Source organism: Mycobacterium montefiorense (assembly GCF_025823255.1).
Classification (GTDB): domain Bacteria; phylum Actinomycetota; class Actinomycetes; order Mycobacteriales; family Mycobacteriaceae; genus Mycobacterium; species Mycobacterium montefiorense.
In genome coordinates this window covers 169,401-190,644 of record NZ_JACKVL010000013.1, presented here as the reverse complement: position 1 = coordinate 190,644, position 21,244 = coordinate 169,401, and the positions used below count along the sequence as shown (strand labels likewise).

General features: G+C 64.6%; 20 protein-coding genes and 1 pseudogene. 11 read left to right on the top strand and 10 right to left on the bottom strand.

Features of this window, described 5'->3' with window-relative positions; translation table 11 throughout:
- The first annotated feature begins 8 nt into the window (after nt 1–8).
- Nucleotides 9–887: a polyphosphate kinase 2 gene (gene ppk2, locus H7K34_RS14325; RefSeq protein ID WP_264062665.1), complete on the top strand. Its 879-nt coding sequence runs from the start codon at nt 9–11 to the stop codon at nt 885–887.
- A 51-nt stretch (nt 888–938) separates the two neighbouring features.
- Nucleotides 939–1,766, top strand: a complete 828-nt coding sequence (locus H7K34_RS14320) for an oxidoreductase (RefSeq protein ID WP_264062664.1) — start codon at nt 939–941, stop codon at nt 1,764–1,766.
- Between the two features lie 9 nt (nt 1,767–1,775).
- Here H7K34_RS14320 and H7K34_RS14315 read toward each other — a convergent pair whose 3' ends face one another.
- The 4 genes from H7K34_RS14315 to H7K34_RS14300 all read right to left on the bottom strand — a co-directional run bounded on the left by H7K34_RS14315 (nt 1,776) and on the right by H7K34_RS14300 (nt 6,338).
- A complete protein-coding gene (locus tag H7K34_RS14315; RefSeq protein WP_264062662.1) occupies nt 1,776–2,918 on the bottom strand; it encodes a flavin-containing monooxygenase in 1,143 nt (380 codons plus the stop codon).
- A 65-nt stretch (nt 2,919–2,983) separates the two neighbouring features.
- A complete protein-coding gene (locus H7K34_RS14310) occupies nt 2,984–4,561 on the bottom strand; it encodes an AMP-binding protein (RefSeq protein WP_264062661.1) in 1,578 nt (525 codons plus the stop codon).
- 16 nt (nt 4,562–4,577) lie between these two features.
- Nucleotides 4,578–5,006: a hypothetical protein gene (locus tag H7K34_RS14305; protein ID WP_264062660.1), complete on the bottom strand. Its 429-nt coding sequence runs from the start codon at nt 5,004–5,006 to the stop codon at nt 4,578–4,580.
- Between the two features lie 150 nt (nt 5,007–5,156).
- Nucleotides 5,157–6,338, bottom strand: coding sequence for an acyl-CoA dehydrogenase family protein (locus H7K34_RS14300; protein ID WP_264062658.1), 1,182 nt, complete (start codon nt 6,336–6,338; stop codon nt 5,157–5,159).
- A gap of 305 nt (nt 6,339–6,643) precedes the next feature.
- Here H7K34_RS14300 and H7K34_RS14295 point away from each other — a divergent pair, with 305 nt between their 5' ends.
- From H7K34_RS14295 to H7K34_RS14270, 6 genes and pseudogenes are all read left to right on the top strand, one after another.
- On the top strand, nt 6,644–7,675 hold the full coding sequence (locus H7K34_RS14295; RefSeq protein ID WP_264062657.1) for an AraC family transcriptional regulator: 1,032 nt from the start codon (nt 6,644–6,646) through the stop codon (nt 7,673–7,675).
- 37 nt (nt 7,676–7,712) lie between these two features.
- Nucleotides 7,713–8,627, top strand: a complete 915-nt coding sequence (locus tag H7K34_RS14290; protein WP_264062656.1) for a cyclase family protein — start codon at nt 7,713–7,715, stop codon at nt 8,625–8,627.
- A gap of 192 nt (nt 8,628–8,819) precedes the next feature.
- Entirely contained in the window at nt 8,820–10,025 is a 1,206-nt protein-coding gene (locus tag H7K34_RS14285) for an acetyl-CoA C-acetyltransferase (RefSeq protein ID WP_264063541.1), read from the top strand.
- Nucleotides 10,022–10,815: pseudogene (locus H7K34_RS14280) on the top strand (enoyl-CoA hydratase/isomerase family protein). Before H7K34_RS14285 ends, H7K34_RS14280 begins: the two are co-directional and overlap by 4 nt.
- Nucleotides 10,812–11,954: a CaiB/BaiF CoA transferase family protein gene (locus H7K34_RS14275; protein ID WP_264062655.1), complete on the top strand. Its 1,143-nt coding sequence runs from the start codon at nt 10,812–10,814 to the stop codon at nt 11,952–11,954. Before H7K34_RS14280 ends, H7K34_RS14275 begins: the two are co-directional and overlap by 4 nt.
- A 20-nt stretch (nt 11,955–11,974) precedes the next feature.
- Nucleotides 11,975–13,270, top strand: a complete 1,296-nt coding sequence (locus tag H7K34_RS14270) for an acyl-CoA dehydrogenase family protein (protein WP_264062654.1) — start codon at nt 11,975–11,977, stop codon at nt 13,268–13,270.
- A gap of 3 nt (nt 13,271–13,273) precedes the next feature.
- On the opposite strand, the gene H7K34_RS14265 is transcribed toward H7K34_RS14270, so the two are convergent.
- The 3 genes from H7K34_RS14265 to H7K34_RS14255 all read right to left on the bottom strand — a co-directional run bounded on the left by H7K34_RS14265 (nt 13,274) and on the right by H7K34_RS14255 (nt 16,183).
- A complete protein-coding gene (locus tag H7K34_RS14265; protein ID WP_264063540.1) occupies nt 13,274–13,957 on the bottom strand; it encodes an MspA family porin in 684 nt (227 codons plus the stop codon).
- Between the two features lie 466 nt (nt 13,958–14,423).
- Nucleotides 14,424–15,383 (bottom strand): phosphotransferase family protein, encoded by a 960-nt coding sequence (locus H7K34_RS14260; RefSeq protein ID WP_264062653.1) that lies wholly within the window; start codon nt 15,381–15,383, stop codon nt 14,424–14,426.
- Entirely contained in the window at nt 15,383–16,183 is an 801-nt protein-coding gene (locus H7K34_RS14255) for an SDR family NAD(P)-dependent oxidoreductase (protein WP_264062652.1), read from the bottom strand. Before H7K34_RS14255 ends, H7K34_RS14260 begins: the two co-directional genes overlap by 1 nt.
- Nucleotides 16,184–16,361: 178 nt before the next feature.
- On the opposite strand from H7K34_RS14255, the gene H7K34_RS14250 reads away from it, so the two are divergent.
- Nucleotides 16,362–16,997, top strand: a complete 636-nt coding sequence (locus H7K34_RS14250; RefSeq protein WP_264062651.1) for an HD domain-containing protein — start codon at nt 16,362–16,364, stop codon at nt 16,995–16,997.
- Nucleotides 16,998–17,002: 5 nt separating this feature from the next.
- On the opposite strand, the gene H7K34_RS14245 is transcribed toward H7K34_RS14250, so the two are convergent.
- Nucleotides 17,003–17,422 carry a DoxX family protein gene (locus H7K34_RS14245; protein ID WP_264062650.1) on the bottom strand — a complete coding sequence of 140 codons (420 nt, stop codon included), beginning with the start codon at nt 17,420–17,422 and terminating at the stop codon, nt 17,003–17,005.
- Between the two features lie 89 nt (nt 17,423–17,511).
- Between H7K34_RS14245 and H7K34_RS14240 the strand changes: the two genes are divergently transcribed.
- Complete coding sequence (locus H7K34_RS14240) at nt 17,512–17,835, top strand: DMT family transporter (protein WP_264063539.1); 324 nt, start codon at nt 17,512–17,514, stop codon at nt 17,833–17,835.
- Here the strand turns inward: H7K34_RS14240 and H7K34_RS14235 are convergent.
- The gene (locus tag H7K34_RS14235; protein WP_264062648.1) at nt 17,807–18,757 is read right to left on the bottom strand and encodes an alpha/beta hydrolase; all 951 of its coding nucleotides are present in this window, start codon (nt 18,755–18,757) and stop codon (nt 17,807–17,809) included. The genes H7K34_RS14240 and H7K34_RS14235 overlap by 29 nt on opposite strands.
- Nucleotides 18,758–18,883: 126 nt before the next feature.
- On the opposite strand from H7K34_RS14235, the gene H7K34_RS14230 reads away from it, so the two are divergent.
- Nucleotides 18,884–19,600: a cysteine peptidase family C39 domain-containing protein gene (locus H7K34_RS14230; protein ID WP_264062647.1), complete on the top strand. Its 717-nt coding sequence runs from the start codon at nt 18,884–18,886 to the stop codon at nt 19,598–19,600.
- Between the two features lie 98 nt (nt 19,601–19,698).
- Here the strand turns inward: H7K34_RS14230 and H7K34_RS14225 are convergent, their stop codons facing one another.
- Nucleotides 19,699–21,153, bottom strand: a complete 1,455-nt coding sequence (locus tag H7K34_RS14225) for an MFS transporter (RefSeq protein ID WP_264062646.1) — start codon at nt 21,151–21,153, stop codon at nt 19,699–19,701.
- Between the last annotated feature and the right edge of the window lie 91 nt (nt 21,154–21,244).

The following is a 21,244-nucleotide window of genomic DNA, read 5'->3' as shown; positions in this document are numbered from 1 at the left end:
CAGATTGCATGGCAGAGATCGATCTCGAAGCCCTGTCCACTCCGGAACACGGCTACACCGTCATCGACGACGATGACGACGACCCAGTCTTGCTCGACCGGGAGGGCAATCACATCCAGACGTGGCGCGAGCGATATCCCTACGATCAGCGAATGCCGCGCGACGAATACGAGCATCTGAAGCGGCGACTGCAGATCGAGCTGCTGAAGCTACAGAAACACAGCAAGCGGACCGCGGCCAGGCACGTCATCGTGTTCGAGGGTCGCGACGCGGCCGGCAAAGGCGGAACCATTCAGCGATTTATGGAGCACCTCAATCCGCGCGGGGCGCGGGTCGTGGCGCTCGAGAAGCCGACTGATCGCGAAAAGACGCAGTGGTATTTCCAGCGCTACATCAACCACTTGCCATCGGGCGGCGAAATAGTGCTGTTCGACCGGTCCTGGTACAACCGGGCCGGCGTCGAGAAGGTGATGGGCTTCTGCACCCCCGACGAATACGCCGAGTTCATGCAGCAAGCACCGCTGTTCGAAGAGATGTTGGTTGCCAACGGGATAAACCTGACCAAACTGTGGTTCTCTGTTTCCCCCGCCGAACAACGCACCCGCTTCGCCATCCGTCTGGTCGATCCCGTCCGGCACTGGAAGTTTTCGCCGATGGACATGAAGTCGATAGATCGGTGGGGCGACTACACCGCGGCTAAGGAGAAAATGTTCGAAGCGACCGATACCGACGTTGCGCCGTGGATCGTGGTGCGCAGCAATGACAAGAAGCGGGCCCGCATCAATGCCATGCGCTACGTCCTCGCCAAATCCGACTACGACGACAAGGACGACGAGGTGGTGGGCGAGCCGGATCCGTTGATTGTGGGCCGCGCGCTGACCGACTGAGCTAGAAACGATGCTGGCGCAGACGGCGCCACGAACCGAAGAGGACCGCTCATGCCCACCTGGCTCATCACTGGCTGCTCAACCGGACTCGGCCGCGCGCTCGCCGACGCGGTGATCGGGGCCGGCCACAATGCCGTCGTCACCGCGCGCGACGTCGCGAATGTCGCGGATATCGCCGACGCCGCACCCGACCGGGTGCTGGCTGTGGCGCTCGACGTCACCAAGCCAGATCAGATCGATGCGGCCATCCGACAGACTCAACAGCGGTTCGGCGGTGTCGACGTGCTGGTCAACAATGCCGGCTACGGCTATCGCGCCGCAGTCGAGGAGGGTGACGACGCAGAAGTCCGCACCCTGTTCGAGACGAACTTCTTTGGCGCCGTCGCCATGATCAAGGCCGTCCTGCCCGGCATGCGGGAGCGCCGCAGCGGCGCGATCGTGAACGTCTCCTCGATCGGCGCTCAGGTGACGCCGGTGGGATCGGGCTACTACTCCGCGGCCAAGGCGGCACTCGAAGGCATGAGTGGGGCACTGCGCGGCGAGCTGGCCCCGCTCGGCATATCGGTGACGGTTGTTGAGCCGGGCGCATTTCGCACCGACTTCGCCGGACGTTCACTGGTCCAATCAGGCACTGCCATAGATGATTACGCTGACACAGCCGGCCGACGACGCAAGGAAAACGACACCATGGACGGCAATCAGGCCGGCGACCCGGCTAAAGCCGGCGCCGCGATCGTCACCGCCGTTGCATCCAGCGAGCCGCCCGCCTTCTTGCTGCTGGGCCCCGACGCCCTGGCCCTGTATCGCTACACCGCGGACGCCCGCGCCAGCCTGATCGCGAAATGGGAACAGCTGACCGGTAGCACCAACCTGGACTGAGCGGCGGCGTCAGCCGCGGGCGATGCTTTTCGCTAGCGCTCGCGACTGTTTGGCCACATGGCCGATCAACCCGGGCCGGGTCAGCATCCCGTGGAAATACAGTCCATCAGCGGCGGGTGACGGCGACAAATAAATCGGTACGCCATCGGGCGCGAGCACGCCCAGATGTCCGACCAGCGGCTCTAATCCGGCCCGGTAACCCGTCGCCGCGATGACCGCATCGGGGTTGATTCTGCTGCCGTCGCCGAGGACGACGTCGCTATCCTCGAACCCGGCGACCGCGGGCACCACCTCGACGGATCCATCGCGGACCGCGTCGACGACCTCGGGATCGACGATCGTCGGCGCGACATCTAGCCGATGCGCTCTGGCGAATGGGCCTTCCGCCGGCACCGGCAGGCCGAACTCGGTGAGATCCCCGAATGCCTTGAGGCGAGCGGCGGTGGCGATCCGGTCCGATAGCCGCGCAGGCAGATGGTAGAAGGGGATCGATAGCACGTCGTTGGGCAGTCCGGCAGGGCCGTTGCGCGGCATGATGTTCGGCGGCGTGCGCACGGACAGCCAGACTTTAGCGGCGGCACCGGTGCTCAGGTCATGGGCAATTTCCATACCTGAGGATCCCGAGCCGACGACAAGTACTCGCTTGCCGGCATACGGCGCCGGATTGCGGTAGCCATGTGAATGCGACAACTCACCGGCGAAGCTGCCCGGCCAGTTGGGTAGGACCGGTGTGTGCAGATAGCCGGTGGCCACCACGACATGTCGAGCCTCGATGTCACCGTCGGATGTGCTCATCAGCCATCCCGACGGCTGCCGGTCGATCCGCTTGACCTCAGTGTTGACCTTTAGTTCGACACCCTCTTCGCGAGCGTGCTTTTCGAAGTGTTCGACGACCTGGTCGCGACTCGGATAGACCGGAGTCCCTTTCGGATAGCGCCTTCCGGGCAGATGCGAGAACTGCCTGCCGGTGTTGAGTTTGAGCCGGTCATACCGACCACGCCATGCTGCGGCGACTTCACCAGCCCGTTCGACGACCAGCGGCCGGAGGCCCAGATCGTTAAGGCTCAGTGCCGCAGAGATTCCCGCCGGGCCGGCACCGATGATTACGACACCGCCATCACGCGCGTGCTGTGGTGTGTCAATCATCAGCATGCATTTCAATGTGTTAAGGGACGTCCGAGTTGGGTGGTGGACATGTCCCCCCTGGCTTTCGGCGGTCAGCCCGCGCGCAGATCCTTGCGCAAAATCTTGCCGGTCGGCGATTTCGGGATCTTGTCGACAAACTCGACCTGGCGAATCTTCTTGAAGGGAGCCACTTTTTCCGCAACGAAGTCGATGACCTGACCCTTCGACAGCGCGGCGCCGTCCTGCCTTACCACGAACGCCTTCGGGATTTCTTCGCCCGAGGCGTTATGGGTGACACCAACCACCGCGACGTCAGCGATCCCTGGATGGGTTAACAGGAGCGCCTCGAGTTCGGCGGGTGCGACCTGATAACCCTTGTATTTAATCAGCTCCTTGAGCCGATCCACGATGTACACGCAGCCCTGCGCATCCACCCGCGCCAAATCACCGGTGTGCAGAAACCCGTCGGCGTCGATGATCTCCGCTGTCGCGGCAGCATTTCCCAAATAGCCCGCCATCACGTTGGGCCCACGGAAGCACAACTCACCCGCTTCACTGAAGCCTGAAGAGGGAACGGGTATTTCGTCTCCGGTCTCGATGTCGACGAGCTTGCTCTCCGAGTTCGGCACCGTCCACCCGCATGAGCTCACGGGAGCTACCGTGCCCGCCGGATGCCGGCCTTCGAGCGGGATCACGTGGCTGGCGGGGCTTAGTTCGGTCATCCCGTAGGCCTGCACGACGCAGCACCCGAGCCGTTGTATCACCGCCTTGGCGAGTTCTTCGTCCAGCGGCGCGGCCGCCGATGTCAGGGTGTGCAGGGACGATAGATCAAACGAATCAACCATCGGGTCTTTGGCCAGTGCCACGGCCACCGGCGGCAAGATATAAGCCTGTGTACAACGATAATCCTGTATGGCGGTTAGGAATTCGCCGAGGTCAAAGGCCGGCATGACGATCAGCCGGGCTCTGTCCCGCAGGGCGGCACACAGGAGCCCAGTCAATCCGTAACTGTGAAAGAAAGGAACCACCGCGATCAGTGTCTCATCGGGGCCCACTCCTGACACTGGGTGCAATTGGGCTACGTTCGCGACCAGATTCCGATGGGTCAGCATCACCCCCTTGGGTTTTCCGGTCGTCCCCGAGCTGTAGGGCAAAACCGCCACATGTGTCGCGGGATCAAAGTCGACGTCCGGACTGCAGCTGCCCGTTGGACTTGCGTGTTCGTCAATATCGAGCAGCACGACATCACTGCCGGATATGCCCGCCGCGGACGCCGCCTCCTCGGCCTGCGCTCGCAATCGTGGGGCCGCTATCAGCAGTCGTGCGCCCGAATCCCGTAGCTGGCGGACGATCTCGTCCACGGTGAACAAGACATTGATCGGCGTGGCCGTTGCGCCTACCCGCAGGATGCCGTGCAGGGCAGCCGCGAACGCCGAACTGTTGGGCGACAGCAGACCCACTACATCGCCGACACCGATTCCGCGGTGGGCCAGCATGGCGGCGAAGGACTCGATGCGAGTGACCAGCGCGCGGTAACTGACTTCGGTTTGGGTTGCGGTCTCGACGAGTGCGACGCGATCGCCGTCGGCCTCGTCAAGGTCGCCGAACACGTACTCGTACACACCGGTCTCCGGGATGACGACGTGGGGAAACGGACTTACGAAATTCATGACTACTCCAGGTGATTCAGTCGCTGGCGGCTTCGATGATCTTGTCGGCCAAACCAATTGGGTCGGTGAAGATGGTCTCGTGATTTCCCGGCATTTGAACGAGCCGGTGCGTCCCGAGCCGGCTGGATAGCCGGGGATGCCAGCCCCACTCACCGGGCGGCATCGCTATGTCGTCGGTGCACACCAAGTAGCTTTTCGGCGTGTCGAGTGCGTGGAACTTCTTCAGGTCCAATGGTTCGCTCATCGGCCCGAAGGGCTGAGGCGACAGCTGATCGTAGGTCCAGCATGCCGTCGCCAAGTCCTGGATGTGTTCCGAAATCGCTTCGGACACCTTGCTGACGACGGTGCCACCGTGACCGTGACCGTGACCGACCAGCACGATATCGGTCAGCTCATTGTCGATGACGAAATCCACGAGGGATCGCGTCGTCTCGGCGTGGGTCACGGGGCGGCCAGTATCCCGGCCAGGACCGGCGACGGTGGGACCGCATGCATTGTGCCCCCGGGCATTCAATCGTTCGACGACCCGATCGCATGACCAGCCGTCATGGGACGCCCCGTGAACCAAGACAACAGTCGACACCGCCTACCCCCGTTATACGAGCGGGGCGATGCGTTCGAGCACACCCAGCAGCGATTTGCCGTAAATCTCATATCCGACATACGAATTCAGTGCGGCATGTCGGGCTGCGACGTTGGCGTCGCGCCAATATTGCTGCATGGCACTGGAATCAGCGAAGCTTCCTGCGCCGTGGACATTTATCAGCGTCTGTATCGCCTCGAGCACTTGACTGGCGGCGTAAGCGCACTGCGCGCGCGCTTGGGCGCGCAGTGGGTATCCCGCCTCACCGTTGACGATCTCACCCGCGTCCAAGGCATCGGCGACCTCAAACGCATGCAGTCTGGCGGTCCGCAGCTTTAGCTCGGCCTCGGCGACCTGTATCTGCACACCCGCCGAGTCACTTTGGTGGGTAAATGACGTGTTGGTCAGCGGTTTTGACGTCGCTGTCGAAAGCACCAGGTCCGCGGCGGCTTGGCCGATGCCGAGCAGTGGCCCGACCAGAAGAAGAGCTGCGGCCGGAACCAACGGAAGCTGATGTTCGGATTCATCTGCGGGCGTCCGCCCGTTCAGCAATGTGCCGAATGCGATCGCGCGGTGCTCCGGGACGAAAACGTCTTCAGCCAACAATGTTTGGCTCGCGGTACCGCGCATACCAACGGTGTGCCAGGTGTCGCGCAGTCGCACCTCGGAGGCCGGCACGAAGCACAGAAAAGTCTCCATGTCGCGTTCGTCCTGATCGGGCACCAGGACGCCGATGGATGCCCAGTCGGCGTGCGGAGCGCCCGATGCGTATGACCAGCTTCCGCTGATCGAGAACCCGCCCGCCACGCGTCGCGCCCTGCCCGGGGCCAGTCCGCCGGCGATCCGGGCGTCGGGCGCACTGAAGATTTCGGATTGAGCCTGCTCCGACCCATGCCTGGCCACGATTGCGGCCCCGGCCCCGATGCTCACCAGCCACGCAGCCGATGCGTTTGCGTGGCCGAGAGTTTCGGCGATCTCGAGCACCGTCCGTTGCTGGGCTTCCAAACCGCCGAACCGAGCTGGCTTGAGCAAGCGGAAGAAGCCGGCCTCGGCCAGGGCATCGATCGCCTCGTTCGGCAGCCTGCGCGTGGCCTCGCTCGCCAACGTGCTTTCGCGAAGCAGCGGCTGCAATCGCACCGCACTGGCCAACAGCTCCTCATGTGCTGTGGGACACTGCGCTGACGTTGATGTCATCTCACTCCGATCACGCGTACGAAATCCGTTGTCGGGTAACGCTTTCACAGCGAGGCTAGAGCCGCTAGGCCCGCGATACCTCTTATCAGTACAGTTCGCGCAACGTTTGAGACACTTTGCTACGCATGCCGAGGTTCGAGCTCTCAACGGTTGTGGAAATCGGCAAACGCCCAATTGCGAACGTCCCGCAATCACGAATGTGACGGTGTGACGTCCGCCACATTAAGCGATCCGTACAGGCACTTGTCGCGAATGCCCGACTAGTCCGGTCAGCGGACTACAAAGCTGCAGAAGCGGAGTTCGAAATGGGCGAGAAAAGCGGATCGGCAATCGTCGCGGAACTCAAGACAACCGACACCTTCAAGCAAGTCACCAAATTCTTTCCGTGTATCCAAGCGCTTGGCCCGCTGGACCGCCGGAAACCGGTTTCGCTGACCCAACGCGCCGGCAGTGTCGGCCCCATCACAGTCCTTGACCTGGCATTGAATGTCGATGCCTGCATTCGGTGCTCCCATGATCGGCCGTTTTACCAAGTCAATATTCTTGCGTCCGGCCAAATGGAGCTATTCCAGCGTGGCTCTTCGATTACCTATGCGCCCGGTCTGGCGACTATTTGCCTGCCCGAGGGCGAACTGATGGTCCCTCGGTGGCAAGCGGGCTGCCGAATGATTGCGTTGCGGGTAGGCCGAAATGCGCTCGAGGACACTCTCGGCGAAGCGCTCGGGCGCCCGTTGACCACACAGATCGAATTCAAGCCGTCCATGGTCACCACCAAAGGACCGGCGCGCAGCTGGATGCACATGTTCACGGTGTTCGCCCAGGAGCTCTTTCGAACTGACAGTGCCCTGTCACAACCGCTGGTGGCGACTCCATTCGTGGACAGCTTGCTGCATGCGCTGCTACTTGCCGCGGACCACCCATACCGCGATGTGCTCGCCGAGCAGACCAAACTTGTTGCACCCCATAGTATTCGGCCAGCTGTGGACATCATTGAATCGGAGCCGCATCTGCCGCTGACGATCACCTCCCTAGCAGCTGAATGCCATGTCAGTTCGCGCGCCCTGCAGCAGAGCTTCGTCCGCCATATGGGTATGTCGCCGATGACTTACCTGCGGCAGGTGCGGTTGAGGCGCGCGCATGAGGAGCTCATCAACGCCGATCCTTCGGTCGAAACCGTGGCATCGATCGCCAAGCGCTGGGGATACACGAACCCCGGACGCTTCGCCGCGGCACACGCCGCCCGGTACGGCGAGACGCCGGCGGCCACGCTGCGCGGGTCGGGGCGGGCAATCCCCGTCCCGCAGCGCGACACCACAGCACGTACCACCAGGGCGTAGGCAATGTGAAGGCGCACCACCGCATTAAATTGCAATCATGAGTATCGACTTCAAAGCCCTGGGCCAAGAGCTGTCCAACTGGGGACGCTGGGGTGCGGCCGATCAGATCGGCACGCTAAACCTGGTTACTGCCAGTCACATTCAAGCAGCCGCCGGCGAAATCGTCACCGGCAAGGTATTCCAGTTGAGCATTCCGGTCGGGAAGGATGGGCCGCAAAACGGGTTTATCGGTCGGGTCAATCCCGTTCACCTAATGTCCATGCAACCCGGCAACTGGAATCCTGACGGCCCGCAGGTGGCCGACGATTGGATCGTCATGCCGTTGCAGTCCGGCACTCAGTGGGACGCCCTGTCGCACATCGCTTACGCCGGCAAACTGTATAACGGCTATGGCATCGACCAAGTCAGTGCCCTCCATGGCGCCCAGCAATTGGCGATTGATGCTTTCAGCGATCGAATCGTCGGTCGAGGCGTACTCCTCGACATCGCTCGACTGCATGGTGCCGATTGGTTGAGGCCCGGTACCGCGGTCACCGTCGGCGACCTCGAGGAGGCCGAGCGCGCACAAGGCGTGACCGTCGGTGATGGCGACTTTCTCCTGGTTCGCACCGGTTGGCGGCAGCGCTTAGCAAGAGAAGGAAAGGACGGGTGGATGGAGGCCGAGCCCGGACTGGGTATCGACTGTCCACGCTGGCTGCGTGACCGGCGCGTCGCCGCTGTCGGCGCGGATAACTGGGCCGTCGAAGTCGTGCCAAGTCAAACGGCGACCCTGCTACCGCTGCATTGCATCTTGATCCGCGACATGGGCATGCCGCTGGCCGAGATTCTCGATCTGGATGCGCTATCGCAAGACTGCGCGGCCGATGGCAAGTGGAGCTTCATGTTTGTCGCCCCACCGCTTCGCATCAGCGGGGCCGTTGGCTCCCCGACCACACCGATTGCGATCAAGTAGGCGCCGCCCACTGGGCCATGTTCTTTCGAGGGACCCAAACCCGCGCCGGTGTCCCAGCGCGACCGAGAATAGCTTCGCTATTTTTGAGAGGATTATTCTCCAAAATAGCGAGACCCATTACGATCGGAAACGAATCAACGGTGCCGTATCGAAACCCTCGTACAACGATCGGAGCCCACCATCGACGCCTGGATTCTCGATGCGGTACGCACGCCCCGAGGCCGCGGCCGCCCGGACGGCGGACTACACGACGTGCATCCGCAGACGCTGTTCGCCACTTGCCTCGCAGCGCTGGCCAAGCGCACCGGCTTCGACCCAGCGCACGTCGATGACGTGATCGCCGGCAACGGCATCCTCTCCGGTGACCACGGCGACGACATCGCGCGCCTATCCGTTCTGTTGGCCGGCTGGCCCGAGACCGTGCCGGGGATGACACTGAACCGGTTCTGCGGATCGGGTCAGCAAGCCGTCACCGTCGCGGCGTCCTCGATCGCCGCGGGCAGCGAAGATCTGGTGATCGCCGGCGGCGTCGAATCGATGTCCCGCTGGGACGTCACGGCCGGAGTGCCGACCATCGACGGCAACAACACAGACTTCCGTGCGGCTTATCCGACGGTGCCGCAGGGTATTTCGGCCGATCTGATCGCGACACTCGAGGGCTTCACCCGCGAGGTCGTCGACAGCTATGCCGCACTTAGCCAGGACCGCGCCGCCGCCATCGACGAGGGCAGATTCGATCGCTCCTTGGTCGAGGTGGCTACGCCCGACGGCACCTTCGCCCGTGACGAGCACCCCCGCCCCGGGTCGTCGGCCCAGACGCTGGCGCGACTGCGGCCGGCGTTCGCGGCGATGGGTGCGGCATGCGCCGGCGGCGAACACCGCACCTTCGACGAGATCTGCCTCGAGCGTTATCCCAGCATCGATCAGATCGACCACGTTCATCACGCCGGCAATTCCTCCGGGGTTGTCGACGGTGCGGCGGCGGTGTTGCTCGCCTCACCGAATTGGGCGCAGACCAACGGAGTGAAACCGCGCGCCCAGATCCGGGCGGCTGCCGCGATCGGCAGCGAGCCCATCATCATGCTGACCGCCCCGGGTCCGGCGGCGCAGCGCTGCCTGGCGCGAGCCGGCATGACGGTGGCGGACATCGACCTGTGGGAGATCAACGAGGCCTTCGCCGCGGTGCCGCTCAAGACGATCCGCGACCTCGACATCGATCCCGACCGGGTCAATGTCAACGGCGGCGCGATTGCCCTGGGCCACCCGATCGGTGCCACCGGCGCGATGCTGATCGGAACGATCCTCGACGAGCTCGAACGTCGTGACCTGACAACTGGACTGGTGACCATGTGCACCGGTGGCGGCATGGGTACCGCGGCGATCGTCGAGCGGGTGTGACCATGCCGAGCACGCTCAACCTCGACCGGCCCCGTGACGGCGTCGTCATCCTGCGCCTGAACCGGCCCGAGCGGCTCAACGCGATCAACGCGGTGATGCAATCCGAGTTGATCCAGGTCTTCAGCGATTTAGCCGACGACGGCTCGGCGCGCGCTGTCGTCCTCACGGGCACCGAGCGGGGCTTTTGCGCGGAATCGATATGCGCGACTTCGGGCCCGGCATGCTCGAGGCCACGGCGCCCGCACTGGACCGGATGCGGTTTCAGGAGAGGATGGCAGCATTGGCCGAGGCTCTGCGCGCGTTGCCCGCGCCCGTCATCGCCGCCGTCAACGGCCCGTGCGTCGGCGCGGGGTTCGCGCTGTGCCTCGCCTGCGACATCCGTATCTGTTCGGCGGCAGCATCATTCGGTAATGCTGCGATCCTGCTCGGGTTGTCGGGCGCCGAGATGGGCATGAGCTATCACCTCCCCCGCATCGTCGGGACCAGTGTCGCGGCGGACTGGATGCTCACCGGTCGCACAGTGTCGGCCCCGGAGGCCGAACGGCGCGGTCTGGTCAGCGAGCTCGTCGAGCCGGATCGGCTGACCGACCGTGCGGTCGAGTTGGCATCGTCGATCGCAGATCTTTCCCCGCTGGGGGTGCAGCTGACCAAGCGCGCGTTGCAGGTCAACACCGACGCGGCGAATCTCTCCTCGGCGCTGGAGTTGGAGAACCGCAATCAGGTGATCTCGCACGCCACCGAGGAAGCGGCCGCGCGCCGGCAGAAGTGGTCTTCGGGACAGAGCCAGTGAGCGGTCCGCTGGGCGGCGTCCGCATCGTGATGATGGGAGGCCTGGGGCCAGCACCATTCTGCGGGATGTTGTTGGGCGACTTGGGCGCAAACGTCATCCGCGTCGACCCTGTTGCGGGCGTGGGCGGTCCACTCCCCATCGACTACACGGTCCGCCGCAGCCAGCGGTCCCTTGCCGCCGACGTGAAGGATCCCCGCGGCAGGGATATCGTGCACCGGCTGGTCGCCGACGCCGACGCATTCGTCGACGTGTACCGCCCGGGTGTGGCCGAGCGGCTGGGCATCGGCCCGGACGCGCTGCGAACCCGAAATCCGCGTCTTGTCTACGCCCGGATGACCGGCTATGGGCAGGACGGACCGCTGTCCGGTCACGCCGGCCACGACATCAATTACCTCGCACTGGCCGGTGCGCTGCACGGCATCGGCACCGCCGAATCACCCATTCCGCCACTTAATTTGGTCGGGGACTACGGCGGCGGCGGAATGCTCCTGGCGGTCGGCCTGCTCAGCGCCATTCTCGAGGCCCGCGACTCCGGTGAAGGTCAGGTACTCGACGTCGCCATGGTCGATGGCGTCGCCACGCTGCTGGCCCCTTACTTCGGGATGGTGCCCGCCGGCACCTGGCGCGACCATCGCCAGGACAACCTGCTCGACGGTGCCGCACATTTCTACGGCACGTATGCCACCGCGGACGGCCGCCATATCGCCGTAGGTGCAATGGAACCCAAGTTCTATGCCGAACTCTGTGATCGCCTTGGCGTCGACGTTCCTCACGACGACGACGAACCGGCCGGCTGGGCCGCACACCGCACGGCGCTGGCTAGACGCTTCGCCGAGAAGTCGCGCGCCGAGTGGGAACAACTCCTCGACTCACCAGGATGTTGTGCAACACCGGTTCTTTCGTTGTCAGAGGCGCCGCGGCATCCACACCTGGTAGCCCGGGACACCTTCATCGAGATGGATGGAATCACCCAGCCCGCGCCGTCGCCACGCTTCTCACGTACCCAGCCCGAGACGCCCTCGTCGCCGTCGTTGCCGGGCGATCACACGAACGCCCTACTGCACGAAATGGGATTCGATGAACACGCCGTCACCGAGCTCGTGAACGCCGGAGTGGTGGCGCAAAGCAACTCGCACTGACGAAATGAAGGGAATGAAAGATGTCGTGGGATTTCTCCACTGATGCAGACTGGGCGCAACAACTCGAATGGGTCGAGGATTTCGTGCGCACCGAGTGCGAGCCCATCGACCTGATCGTCAAGGAGTCGCACGATCTGGGCGATCCGGTGCGCCAAGCGCTGATCCCACCACTGCAGGAGATCGTGAAGGACCGCGGACTGTGGGCCACCCACCTCGGCCCGCATCTGGGTGGCCCGGGCTACGGTCAGGTGAAACTGGCTCTGCTCAACGAGATTCTGGGTCGTTCGGAGTGCGCACCGATCGTGTTCGGTTCCCAAGCTCCCGATTCCGGGAACAGCGAAATCCTCGCGCACTACGGCACGCCCGAACTGAAGTCGCGTTACCTCGAGCCGCTGCTGGACAACCGCATCGTGTCCTGCTTCTCGATGACCGAACCACAAGGCGGTGCGGACCCGAAGGTGTTCACCACGTCCGCAGTGCCCGACGGTGATCACTGGATCATCAACGGCGAGAAGTGGTTCTCGTCGTTCGCCTCGATGGCGTCGTTCCTCATCGTGATGGCAATGACGGACCCCGACGCACCTCCCTACCAGCGCTACTCGATGTTCGTCGTCCCGGGCGACACACCCGGCATCAACGTGATGCGCGACGTCGGACTCGGCTACCAGCCACTCGGCGGCGGGCGCGAGGGATACGTCCGTTACGAGAACGTGCGGGTGCCGGCCGATCACATGCTGGGCCCGCGGGGCGGAGCATTTGTCGTGGCGCAAACCCGCCTGGGCGGCGGGCGCATTCATCACGCGATGCGCACCGTCGGCTTGGTGCGACGGATCTTCGACATGATCTGTGAACGGGCCGTGTCACGCCACACCCAGGGCGAGGCCCTGTCCAACAAGCAGCTCGTGCAGGAGATGCTCGCCGACTCGTGGATGGAGATCGAGGCGTTTCGGCTACTCACCCTTCAAACCGCTTGGAAGATCGACCAATTCAACGACTACAAGGCGGTGCGCGCCGACATCTCCGCGGTCAAGGCGATGATGCAGAAGGTGCTGCACGACGTGTCGGCGCGGGCACTGCAACTCCACGGATCCTTGGGTACCACGCATGAGATGCCGTTCGTGCAGTATCTGGTGGAGTCTTTTGTACTCGGCCTCGCCGACGGCCCGACCGAAGTGCACAAGGTGACCCTGGCCCGCCTGCTGCTCAAAGACCGCGAGCCCGCGCCGGATCTGTTTCCCTCCGAACACCTGCTGCGGCTGCGTGCGGCCGCCGAGGCCAAGTTCGCCGACAAGCTGGCCGGCATCCCCCGCGGCTAGCCCTCAGACGGCTGTGGTGACACCGACGTAGGACAGCACCACGTCGGAAAGATCGGTCACCCGGGTCAGCGTGGCGTAGGGGCGAATGAACGACTGGCCCACGCAGCCGTCGATCTTGACGTGGAAGTTGCTGATCATCACCCACGGATTCGCGCCCCGGAACTGCTTTTTGACTACCGGTACGACGATCACGAAGCCGGGCTTGAGCCCCATATTGATCGAACCGCCCATCGGGGCGGAAATCACCGGCAGGAGGGTTCCCGGTATGGGAAACGCGCCCGTGAAACCCAGCGACGGGGTAAGCCCGGCGTCGCCGCCCACCTCGACACCATTGGACGTGCTCATGTCGATTCCACAACCGATCTCGTAACCCACTTCGAGGATGCCCTGGGCTTGTTCGGGCCCCCTTAGCGAACCGACGAATACTCCGCTCGAGAGGTACTCCCGGGACGAGATCGCGGTCGTCAGCGGTGAGACGGGCACCTGGGCCTCGTCCTTGGCGCCGAGGCCCAGGCTCCAGCCATCGGGTGTCGTGATCGTTGCCGGCGGATTCGAGGCCACCGGCCCGCCGGCCGGTGCCGCGGCAGCAGCGACGGACTCGGTGTCGGGATCCCCTCGCGCCGTGGGAGCCATGATCACGGACATGGCCACGCACACGTCAAATACGCCGGCGCGACGCAAGACCAGGGCTTTCCCCCTCACGGGCAACAACGTATGCGCCGTGACATTCGAGCCGGGGAATTTGCTGGCCGATCCGGCAGAGTTGTTGCGCGTTCGTAATTGATATGCGATGCGGCCTCGGCACGCTGGCATTGGCCCCTATAGCCGGCCACCGGCTAAAATTGCAGGAGGCTGACACAAGGCAACGACAGAGAGGGCGCTATGAAGGCTCGTGCGTGCGCTCGCGGACTGGTTGCCGGTGCGATCAGCGTCATTGCCCTCTGCGGCGGTACCGGACTGGCACAGGCGGATCCCGACGGCCCTACCCCGATTCCAGTGATCCCAGAACTCGGTCAATTCGACACGATTGACGCGCCCTCGATATTCACGAACCCGGCGGACCGTGGCCGCCCAATAGAGAAGAACTGGGACGGTGTCGGAATGTATTGCCAGAATATTTTCATCCGGTGCGGGTAACCGACCTCCCGTCGGCTTAGTCCACAATCGACCGGGCACGGGTCAACAGCCTCGGCAACATGGATGCCATGGCTTCCCATTCTTCGCGCGGGGTATGCCTTCGGCGGTTGTGCTTGACGATCAGCGACCAGGTGGCTGCCGACTTGAAACATGCCAGCGCGCTGAACCAGGCCAGGTCGGCGACCTCGTGCCCCAGTTCGCGTTGGTAGATCTCGGCGAGTTCGGCAATCGGCGGTGCGATACCGGCCGGGGCCGCAACACGTTGGTAGGTCTCGGAGTCACAGTTGATCAGAAACCAGCCCACATCGATGCGCGGATCACCGATCGACCAGATCTCCCAATCGATTACCGCGTTGACGCTGGCTCCGACGGCCATCAGGTTGCCCAGCCGGAAATCACCGTGCACCACGCTCGACCCGATAGCCGTTGGCGCACAACGCAATAATGCTTCGCGTACGCCCTGCCAGCCGGGAACCAGCGCCGCATCGACCGTCTGCAACGTCTGGCACCAGCGCTCGACTTCCGAGACCGGCTCGACGACCGGTTCCCCGCGCAGCCCGAGGTCGCCCGGTGACAGACTGTGCAATGCGGCCATCGCTCGGCATGCGTTGCGGTAGCGCTCGACCACCTCGGGTGCCGGTGCGCAACCGTCGAACAGCGGCTCGGCGGAGTCGCCGTCGACGTGTGACATCACGAACAGCGGAGGGGTGGCGGGCGGATCCCCCGGCTCCTCCCATAGCACCTCAGGAACCGGAACCCGAGTCCCGGCAAGCGCTTTGAGGATGCGGGCCTGCCGCAGCACATCCCGGTGCGCGATCGGCTCAACGCCTGGCGGGGCGAGCTTGATCACCACTGGCCGGCCGGATCGCGCGCCGCGAAAGGTGAAGCTGGAGGCACCGCCGGCCAACGCGGTGACGTCGGTGATGTCGGCAGCCGCGAGCCGGTTTCGCAGCTCGTCGAGGTCGACCTCGACCATCAGCCGGCGGGCGCAAACCAGCCGACCTCGGCGAGGAAGGCCTGGGTATGGGCAACACGACCGGTAAGGGTTCTCGGATTTCCCGTGCACAACCGGTACGCGGTCTCGGTGATCAGCTCGATATCCTCGGTGTCGGTCTTGGCGAGATCGAGGGTGCCCGCGCCCGGGGTCGCCACGGGATTGGAAGGAGCGGCGGCATTGACGGCGATACCGTCGTCGTACAGTTCCGCGGCAAGGCTTTTCGTCAGTCGGTTGAGCGCGGCCTTGGCTGTGCCGTAAATCCCGAAGCCGGCGGTTCGGTCGAATTCGGAGAACGGTGGCCCGGGCGGTAAGTCGCCGCCGACCGAGGTCAGGTTCAGAATCCAGCCCCGACCGCGCTCGCGCATCGCGGGAATTGCCAACTGGCACAGATGCAATGGCCCAAGGACATGCATCTCCATCATCAGCCGGGCACGCCGCTCGGGAAACCCGTCGAGCGGCCGCAGGAAGGTGACCGCGGCGTTGTTCACCAGGATGTCCGGGGCGCCAACGGCATCCACCACCTCGACGAACAGCCGTTCGCGTTCCTCGGGTTGGGACAGATCCGCCTGGATGGCAACAGCCCGCCCGCCCGCGGCGACGATCTCATCGACGGTCTCGCGCAATGACCCGTGGTATTTGGGATCGGGGTCCATCGTTCGGGCGGTCAGCGCGACCGCGGCACCCTGCGCGGCAAGCCGCGCGGCGATTGCCTTACCCAGTCCGCGGCTGCTGCCGGTGACCAGGGCCACCATCCCGTCGCATCGTTGGTTGGCGCTCATCGTCGACCTCCACGGGACGGTCCGCTAAACGGAAATGCCTTCTCCAAACTAGAGAACGTCATTATCACTGATCGATGCGAAGCGCAGGCACGGCCCCCCGGCATCGTGGCTCAAATCGTGGGGATCGTGTCGTTTCAGCCACTCACCAGATGACGGTGGCGACCCTAATGTTCTCGCTATGCAGGTCATTTCCGCTCTCCCCGACACCGCCGTCGCACAGGCCGCGATCCGGTTGGCGCAGTCGACCGAGTCGCCGTCGGTGTTCAACCACAGCGTGCGCAGTTACCTGTTCGGCGAACTGATCGCCGCACGCGAGGGAATGCGCCCTCGCGCGGACTACGACGGGGACGCCCTGTTTTTGGGATGCGTCCTGCACGACCTGGGCGCTGGCTCCGCGGCGCCCGGCAAGCAGCGGTTCGAAGTCGAAGGCGCCGACCTCGCGGCCGCGCTGCTGACCGAACACGGCTGCGAGCGCGCGCTGGTGGACGGCGTGTGGGAGGCCATTGCCCTACACACCTCGATGGGCATCGCCGACCGGCGGGGCGCGCTGTGCCACCTGGTGCGCAGCGGTGTGGGTGCGGATTTCGGCCGCGACGCCGAATTCATCGACGACGAAATCGCGGCCACGATCCACGCCCGCTATCCACGGTTAGCGATGGCGCGCACGCTGATGGACGCGATCGCCGCGCAGGCAGAGCGCAGCCCCGAGGCGGCGCCGCCCTACACATTTCCCAGCCAGGTGCTGCGTGAGCGCCAGACCGACGGCGTCACCCTGTTGGAATTAGCGGCCTCGCAGGGTCGGTGGGGCAACTGATCTGATCAGCGTTTGCGCCAGGCGTCGACCGAGTAGCGGCCCCCGCCGACGAACACCAACAGCAAGAAGCCGAAGCTGAACAGGATCGCCGGGGTTCCGGCATTGCCGGCCGGTGGATCACCGATCGGCCACACCGAGCGCGGTTGATGCATCCAGAAGTAAGCGACCGCCATGTGGCCGGAGGCGACGAATGCGGCGGGGCGAGTGAATAATCCGACTGAGATCAGTAGCCCCGCAACGAATTCGATGAGTCCCGCATACCAGCCGGGCCATGCTCCCAACGTGACGGGCGCGGGCGGCCGGACCGGCCAGCCGAACAGGAGCATCGAGCCGTAGCAGGCGAACAGGAACCCGTAGACCAACCGGAACAGGCTCACCGCGGCTGGCGTGGAGCGCGTCAGGCGGTCGTTGAGACTCGTCATCATAGCGCCACGTTACGGCCGACGGCCCAGTGAGCGTCGCGACCACGAGGTCGTGCGGGTGGTGTAAACACGTCCGTATGCAAGGAGGCGCACTGACATACCTGCTCCTGTTCGGCGCGATCGTCGCGGAGGTGGTGTCGACGAGCCTGCTCAAGAGCACCGAAGGCTTCAGCCGTTTATGGCCGACCGTGATTTGCCTGCTCGGCTACGGCGCCTCTTTAGCGCTGCTGGCCTGGTCGATCCAGCGCGGTATGCAGACAGACGTCGCCTACGCGTTGTGGTCGGCGATCGGTACCGCGGCGATCGTGCTGATCGCCGTGCTGTTTCTGGGCTCGCCGATCTCCGTGGCGAAAGTCGTCGGCGTCGGGCTGATCATCGTGGGCGTGATTACGTTGAACTTGTCCGGCGCCCACTGAGGGCGACGACGCCTTCCGTCCACGCGAGCAGTCGCCGCCACAGCCGGTGCCGGCTCGATGCCATGTTGTGACAGTGTGCGCTGCCGGCCACCACCAACGTGGTGATGTCGGGGCTACTGCAATACAGGGCGGCCTCGGCGCGCGGGTTCGGCGAGACGTCCACCACGCCGTAGCCGAGCAGGACCGGGACGTCGATCAGCGCGACGTGCTGGGCGACAACGCCGGGAATCATGGCCGTGCCAAATACCCGCGGCACCACCGATTTCGCGGTTACGCTGTCGGCTTCCACCACATCGGCCGGAACATCGTCGAGGTGAAACCAACCCTGTAAGTGTTCGCGCGGGCCCTCGAAATACGCTTCGGGAAGAGCCGAAAGGATCTCTTGCGCAAGCGCCGCGCGGCCGTCCGCAGTGGCGGCGCGGGCAATGAACGCCGGGTCCAAGTTCAGCGGTGCGACGTGCTGATTGGTGCATCCGAAATTCGCGAGCCCTGCATAGCTGGAGAACAGCGCTTGCTGGGTAATCGCTAGATAACCGCCCAGCGAATGCGCTACCGCGATGGGCGGCGCGTGGTTACCGATTGCGGCGGGCAGCACGGCGACGGCGCGGGCGAGCGCGGTGGCGATATCGGTGAAGTCGAAATCGCTTGCTGGCTTTGAGCTTTCGCCGGTGCCCAACGGGTCGACCGTCAGGACGGCATAGCCGTTCTCGGTGACGAAGTCGGCGAAGCTGTATCCGCTGTGGCCGACAACGCGCAGGTCCCAGTATTCGCGGCTGTAGGTGCCGCCGGGCAGGCAGACGAGCAGCGCGCGGGCTGCGATGTCGTTGCGTGCCGGGTAGTAAGTCGCGGCCAGCGAGGCCTGCTCCCCGACCACGTCGCTGACGTCGAAACGCATCGGCGTTCGGACGTGGGCAGAAGTCATGGAGCATGACCCTAACGCGCGCCTGCGCCTATTCGGACCAGGACTTCAAGAATTCGTGGAGGTCAGCAAGAGACCCTTTCCTGGACAGTCACCGCACCGCCGCGAAGCTCTGGAACAGGACACCGAATGATCAGGATTGCGACCGTGGCCCGCAGCGCTGCCGTTGCGGTGCTGACCGGCGCGGTCGCCCTCGGGTTGGCGGTGGGCACAGCCCACGCCGCTCCGGGCGGCCCCGGCCTACCCAGCGGCGCGGGCACGCTCTACGGCGACCCCACCGCAGCCGCCCCGTTCTGGCGCTACCAGCAATACGACGACGACTGCGTGGAGATGGCGGTTGCCGACGTGGTCGGCGAACTGACCGGCAAGCAGCCCTCCGAGCACGAGATCGTCAAACTGGCCCAATCGACTCCCAGCAGCGTTCACCCCGGGCCGATCTACACCAAGCCGAAGAAACACAAGAGCGGCGAGGGCACTTCATTCGACGACGAACCGACACTGTTGGCGCACTATGGAATCCGTGCCGAAAGCACCGACAAGCAAAGTGCCGCGACGACACACGTCCCAACCGGCCTGGTGGCGCTCGAGCAGGATCTGGCCAAGGGCCACAAGGTCATTGCCGGGGTCAACGCCGAAATCATCTGGGGTGAGCCCGTCGAGGACAAAAACTCGGACGGTGAGCCCTTGGCGAACCACGCCGTGGTGGTGACCGGTGTCGACACCGCGGCCGGCATCGTGCACCTCAACGACAGCGGCAGCGAGCAGGGCCGCGACGAGCAGGTCCCGATCGACGTCTTCATGCGATCGTGGGACAGCGGTGACGACCAGATGACGGTCACCGGCTAGTCGAGCGAGCTCGCTGTTGCCAGCTTGATTGTTTGCTGGCATTGTCAGGGTCAAAGCGGCTGTATCACAACACGTCTACGCGCGGTCGTCATCTTCGACTAGGCAACATCGCGGGCGCGTCGGGTGGATGGGTCTTGGCAGGCGTGGTTGATTCCCGGCAGCACCTGGTGTGCGACGACGGCGCCAGTGCGGATGGTCACCCACGCCGTGATTCCACCTATCAGGCAGATGCCGGCGGTAATCAGCATCGCCAGTGAGAAGCCGGGGCCCAGTGGTTGCCCGGGGCTCGCACGGATCCCGGCCGCGACCGGCAGCACGGCGACGGCGAGCAGTCCCGCGACGCGCGAAATCGCGTTGTTGACACCGGATGCGGTGCCGGAATAGCTGTCGGGGACTGCGGACAGGACTGCCGAAGTCAGCGGCGCCACGGTGATCGCCAAGCCGAGGCCGAACACGACTACGGCAGGCAGAACCGCACCCAGATAAGTCGCCCCGGGCACGACGCGCGCCATCAGAGCCACGCCTGCCGCGGCGATCAGCGGCCCGGCCGTCATCGGGATCCGCGGCCCGATTCGCTGTGCGACCGCGCCTATCCATGGGGAACCGACCAGCATGATGATCGTCATCGGCAGCGTCGCCAGCCCACCCCACAGCGCCGAGTAGTGCAGGCTTTGTTGCAGCTGCAGGACCAACAGGAACAGCGCACCACCGACCGCGGTGTACACGGCCAGGGTGGTCAGGTTGGCACCGGTGAACTGCCGGCAACGAAAGAGCTTGAGAGGCAAGAACGGTGACTGCACCCGCTCTTCGATCAGCGGGAAGGCAGCCAGCCCGGCGACGCCGACAATGGCGGCGGCGACGGTGCTCAGCGTCGCACCCCGTGCCGGAATCTCGATCAGCGCGTATACCACTCCACCTAAACCGACTGCGACAGAGGATGTTCCGAAGATATCCGGAGGGCCAGAGGCGGCCGGATTTCGTGATTCGGGAACGTGGCGGGCCGCGATCCACGCCACCGCGACGGCGAGTGGAACGTTCAAGAAGAACACCCAGCGCCACGACGCCGAGTCGACCAGGAACCCGCCGATGAACGGGCCCAGCGCCGTCGTCACCCCCGACATGCCCGCCCAGATTCCCACCGCGCGGCCCCGGTCGTCGTCGGTGATTCCGGCATCGATCAACGCGAGGCTGCCGGGAACCAATGCGGCCGCGCCGACACCTTGCCCCAGCCGGGCGCCGATCAACCAGCCAATGGTCGGGGCGAGACCGCAGCCCAGTGATGCCGCGGTGAAGACGGCCAACCCGACAAGGAATACCCGGCGACGGCCATAGCGGTCGCCCGCCGCGCCGCCGGAGAGGAGCAACGCGCTCAGGGTCAGCAGGTAGCCGTCGAGCACCCACTGCTGGCCGGTCAGGTCCGCGCCCAGCTCTCGCCCGATGGCCGGCAGCGCGACATTGATCACGGTGGCGTCCAGTAAGGCGATCCCCGAGCCGAGCACGGCCGCCGCGATCAACCAGCGCGCCCCCGGCGACGCCAACGGCACCTGCTTCACAGCAGGAGATTTTGCCCGGCCTTCGTCTGCCCCGGCAACGCCGGTTTGTCGCCAGTGCGTGAGGTTGCGTTCATGTGGCCGTCGTCCGTTT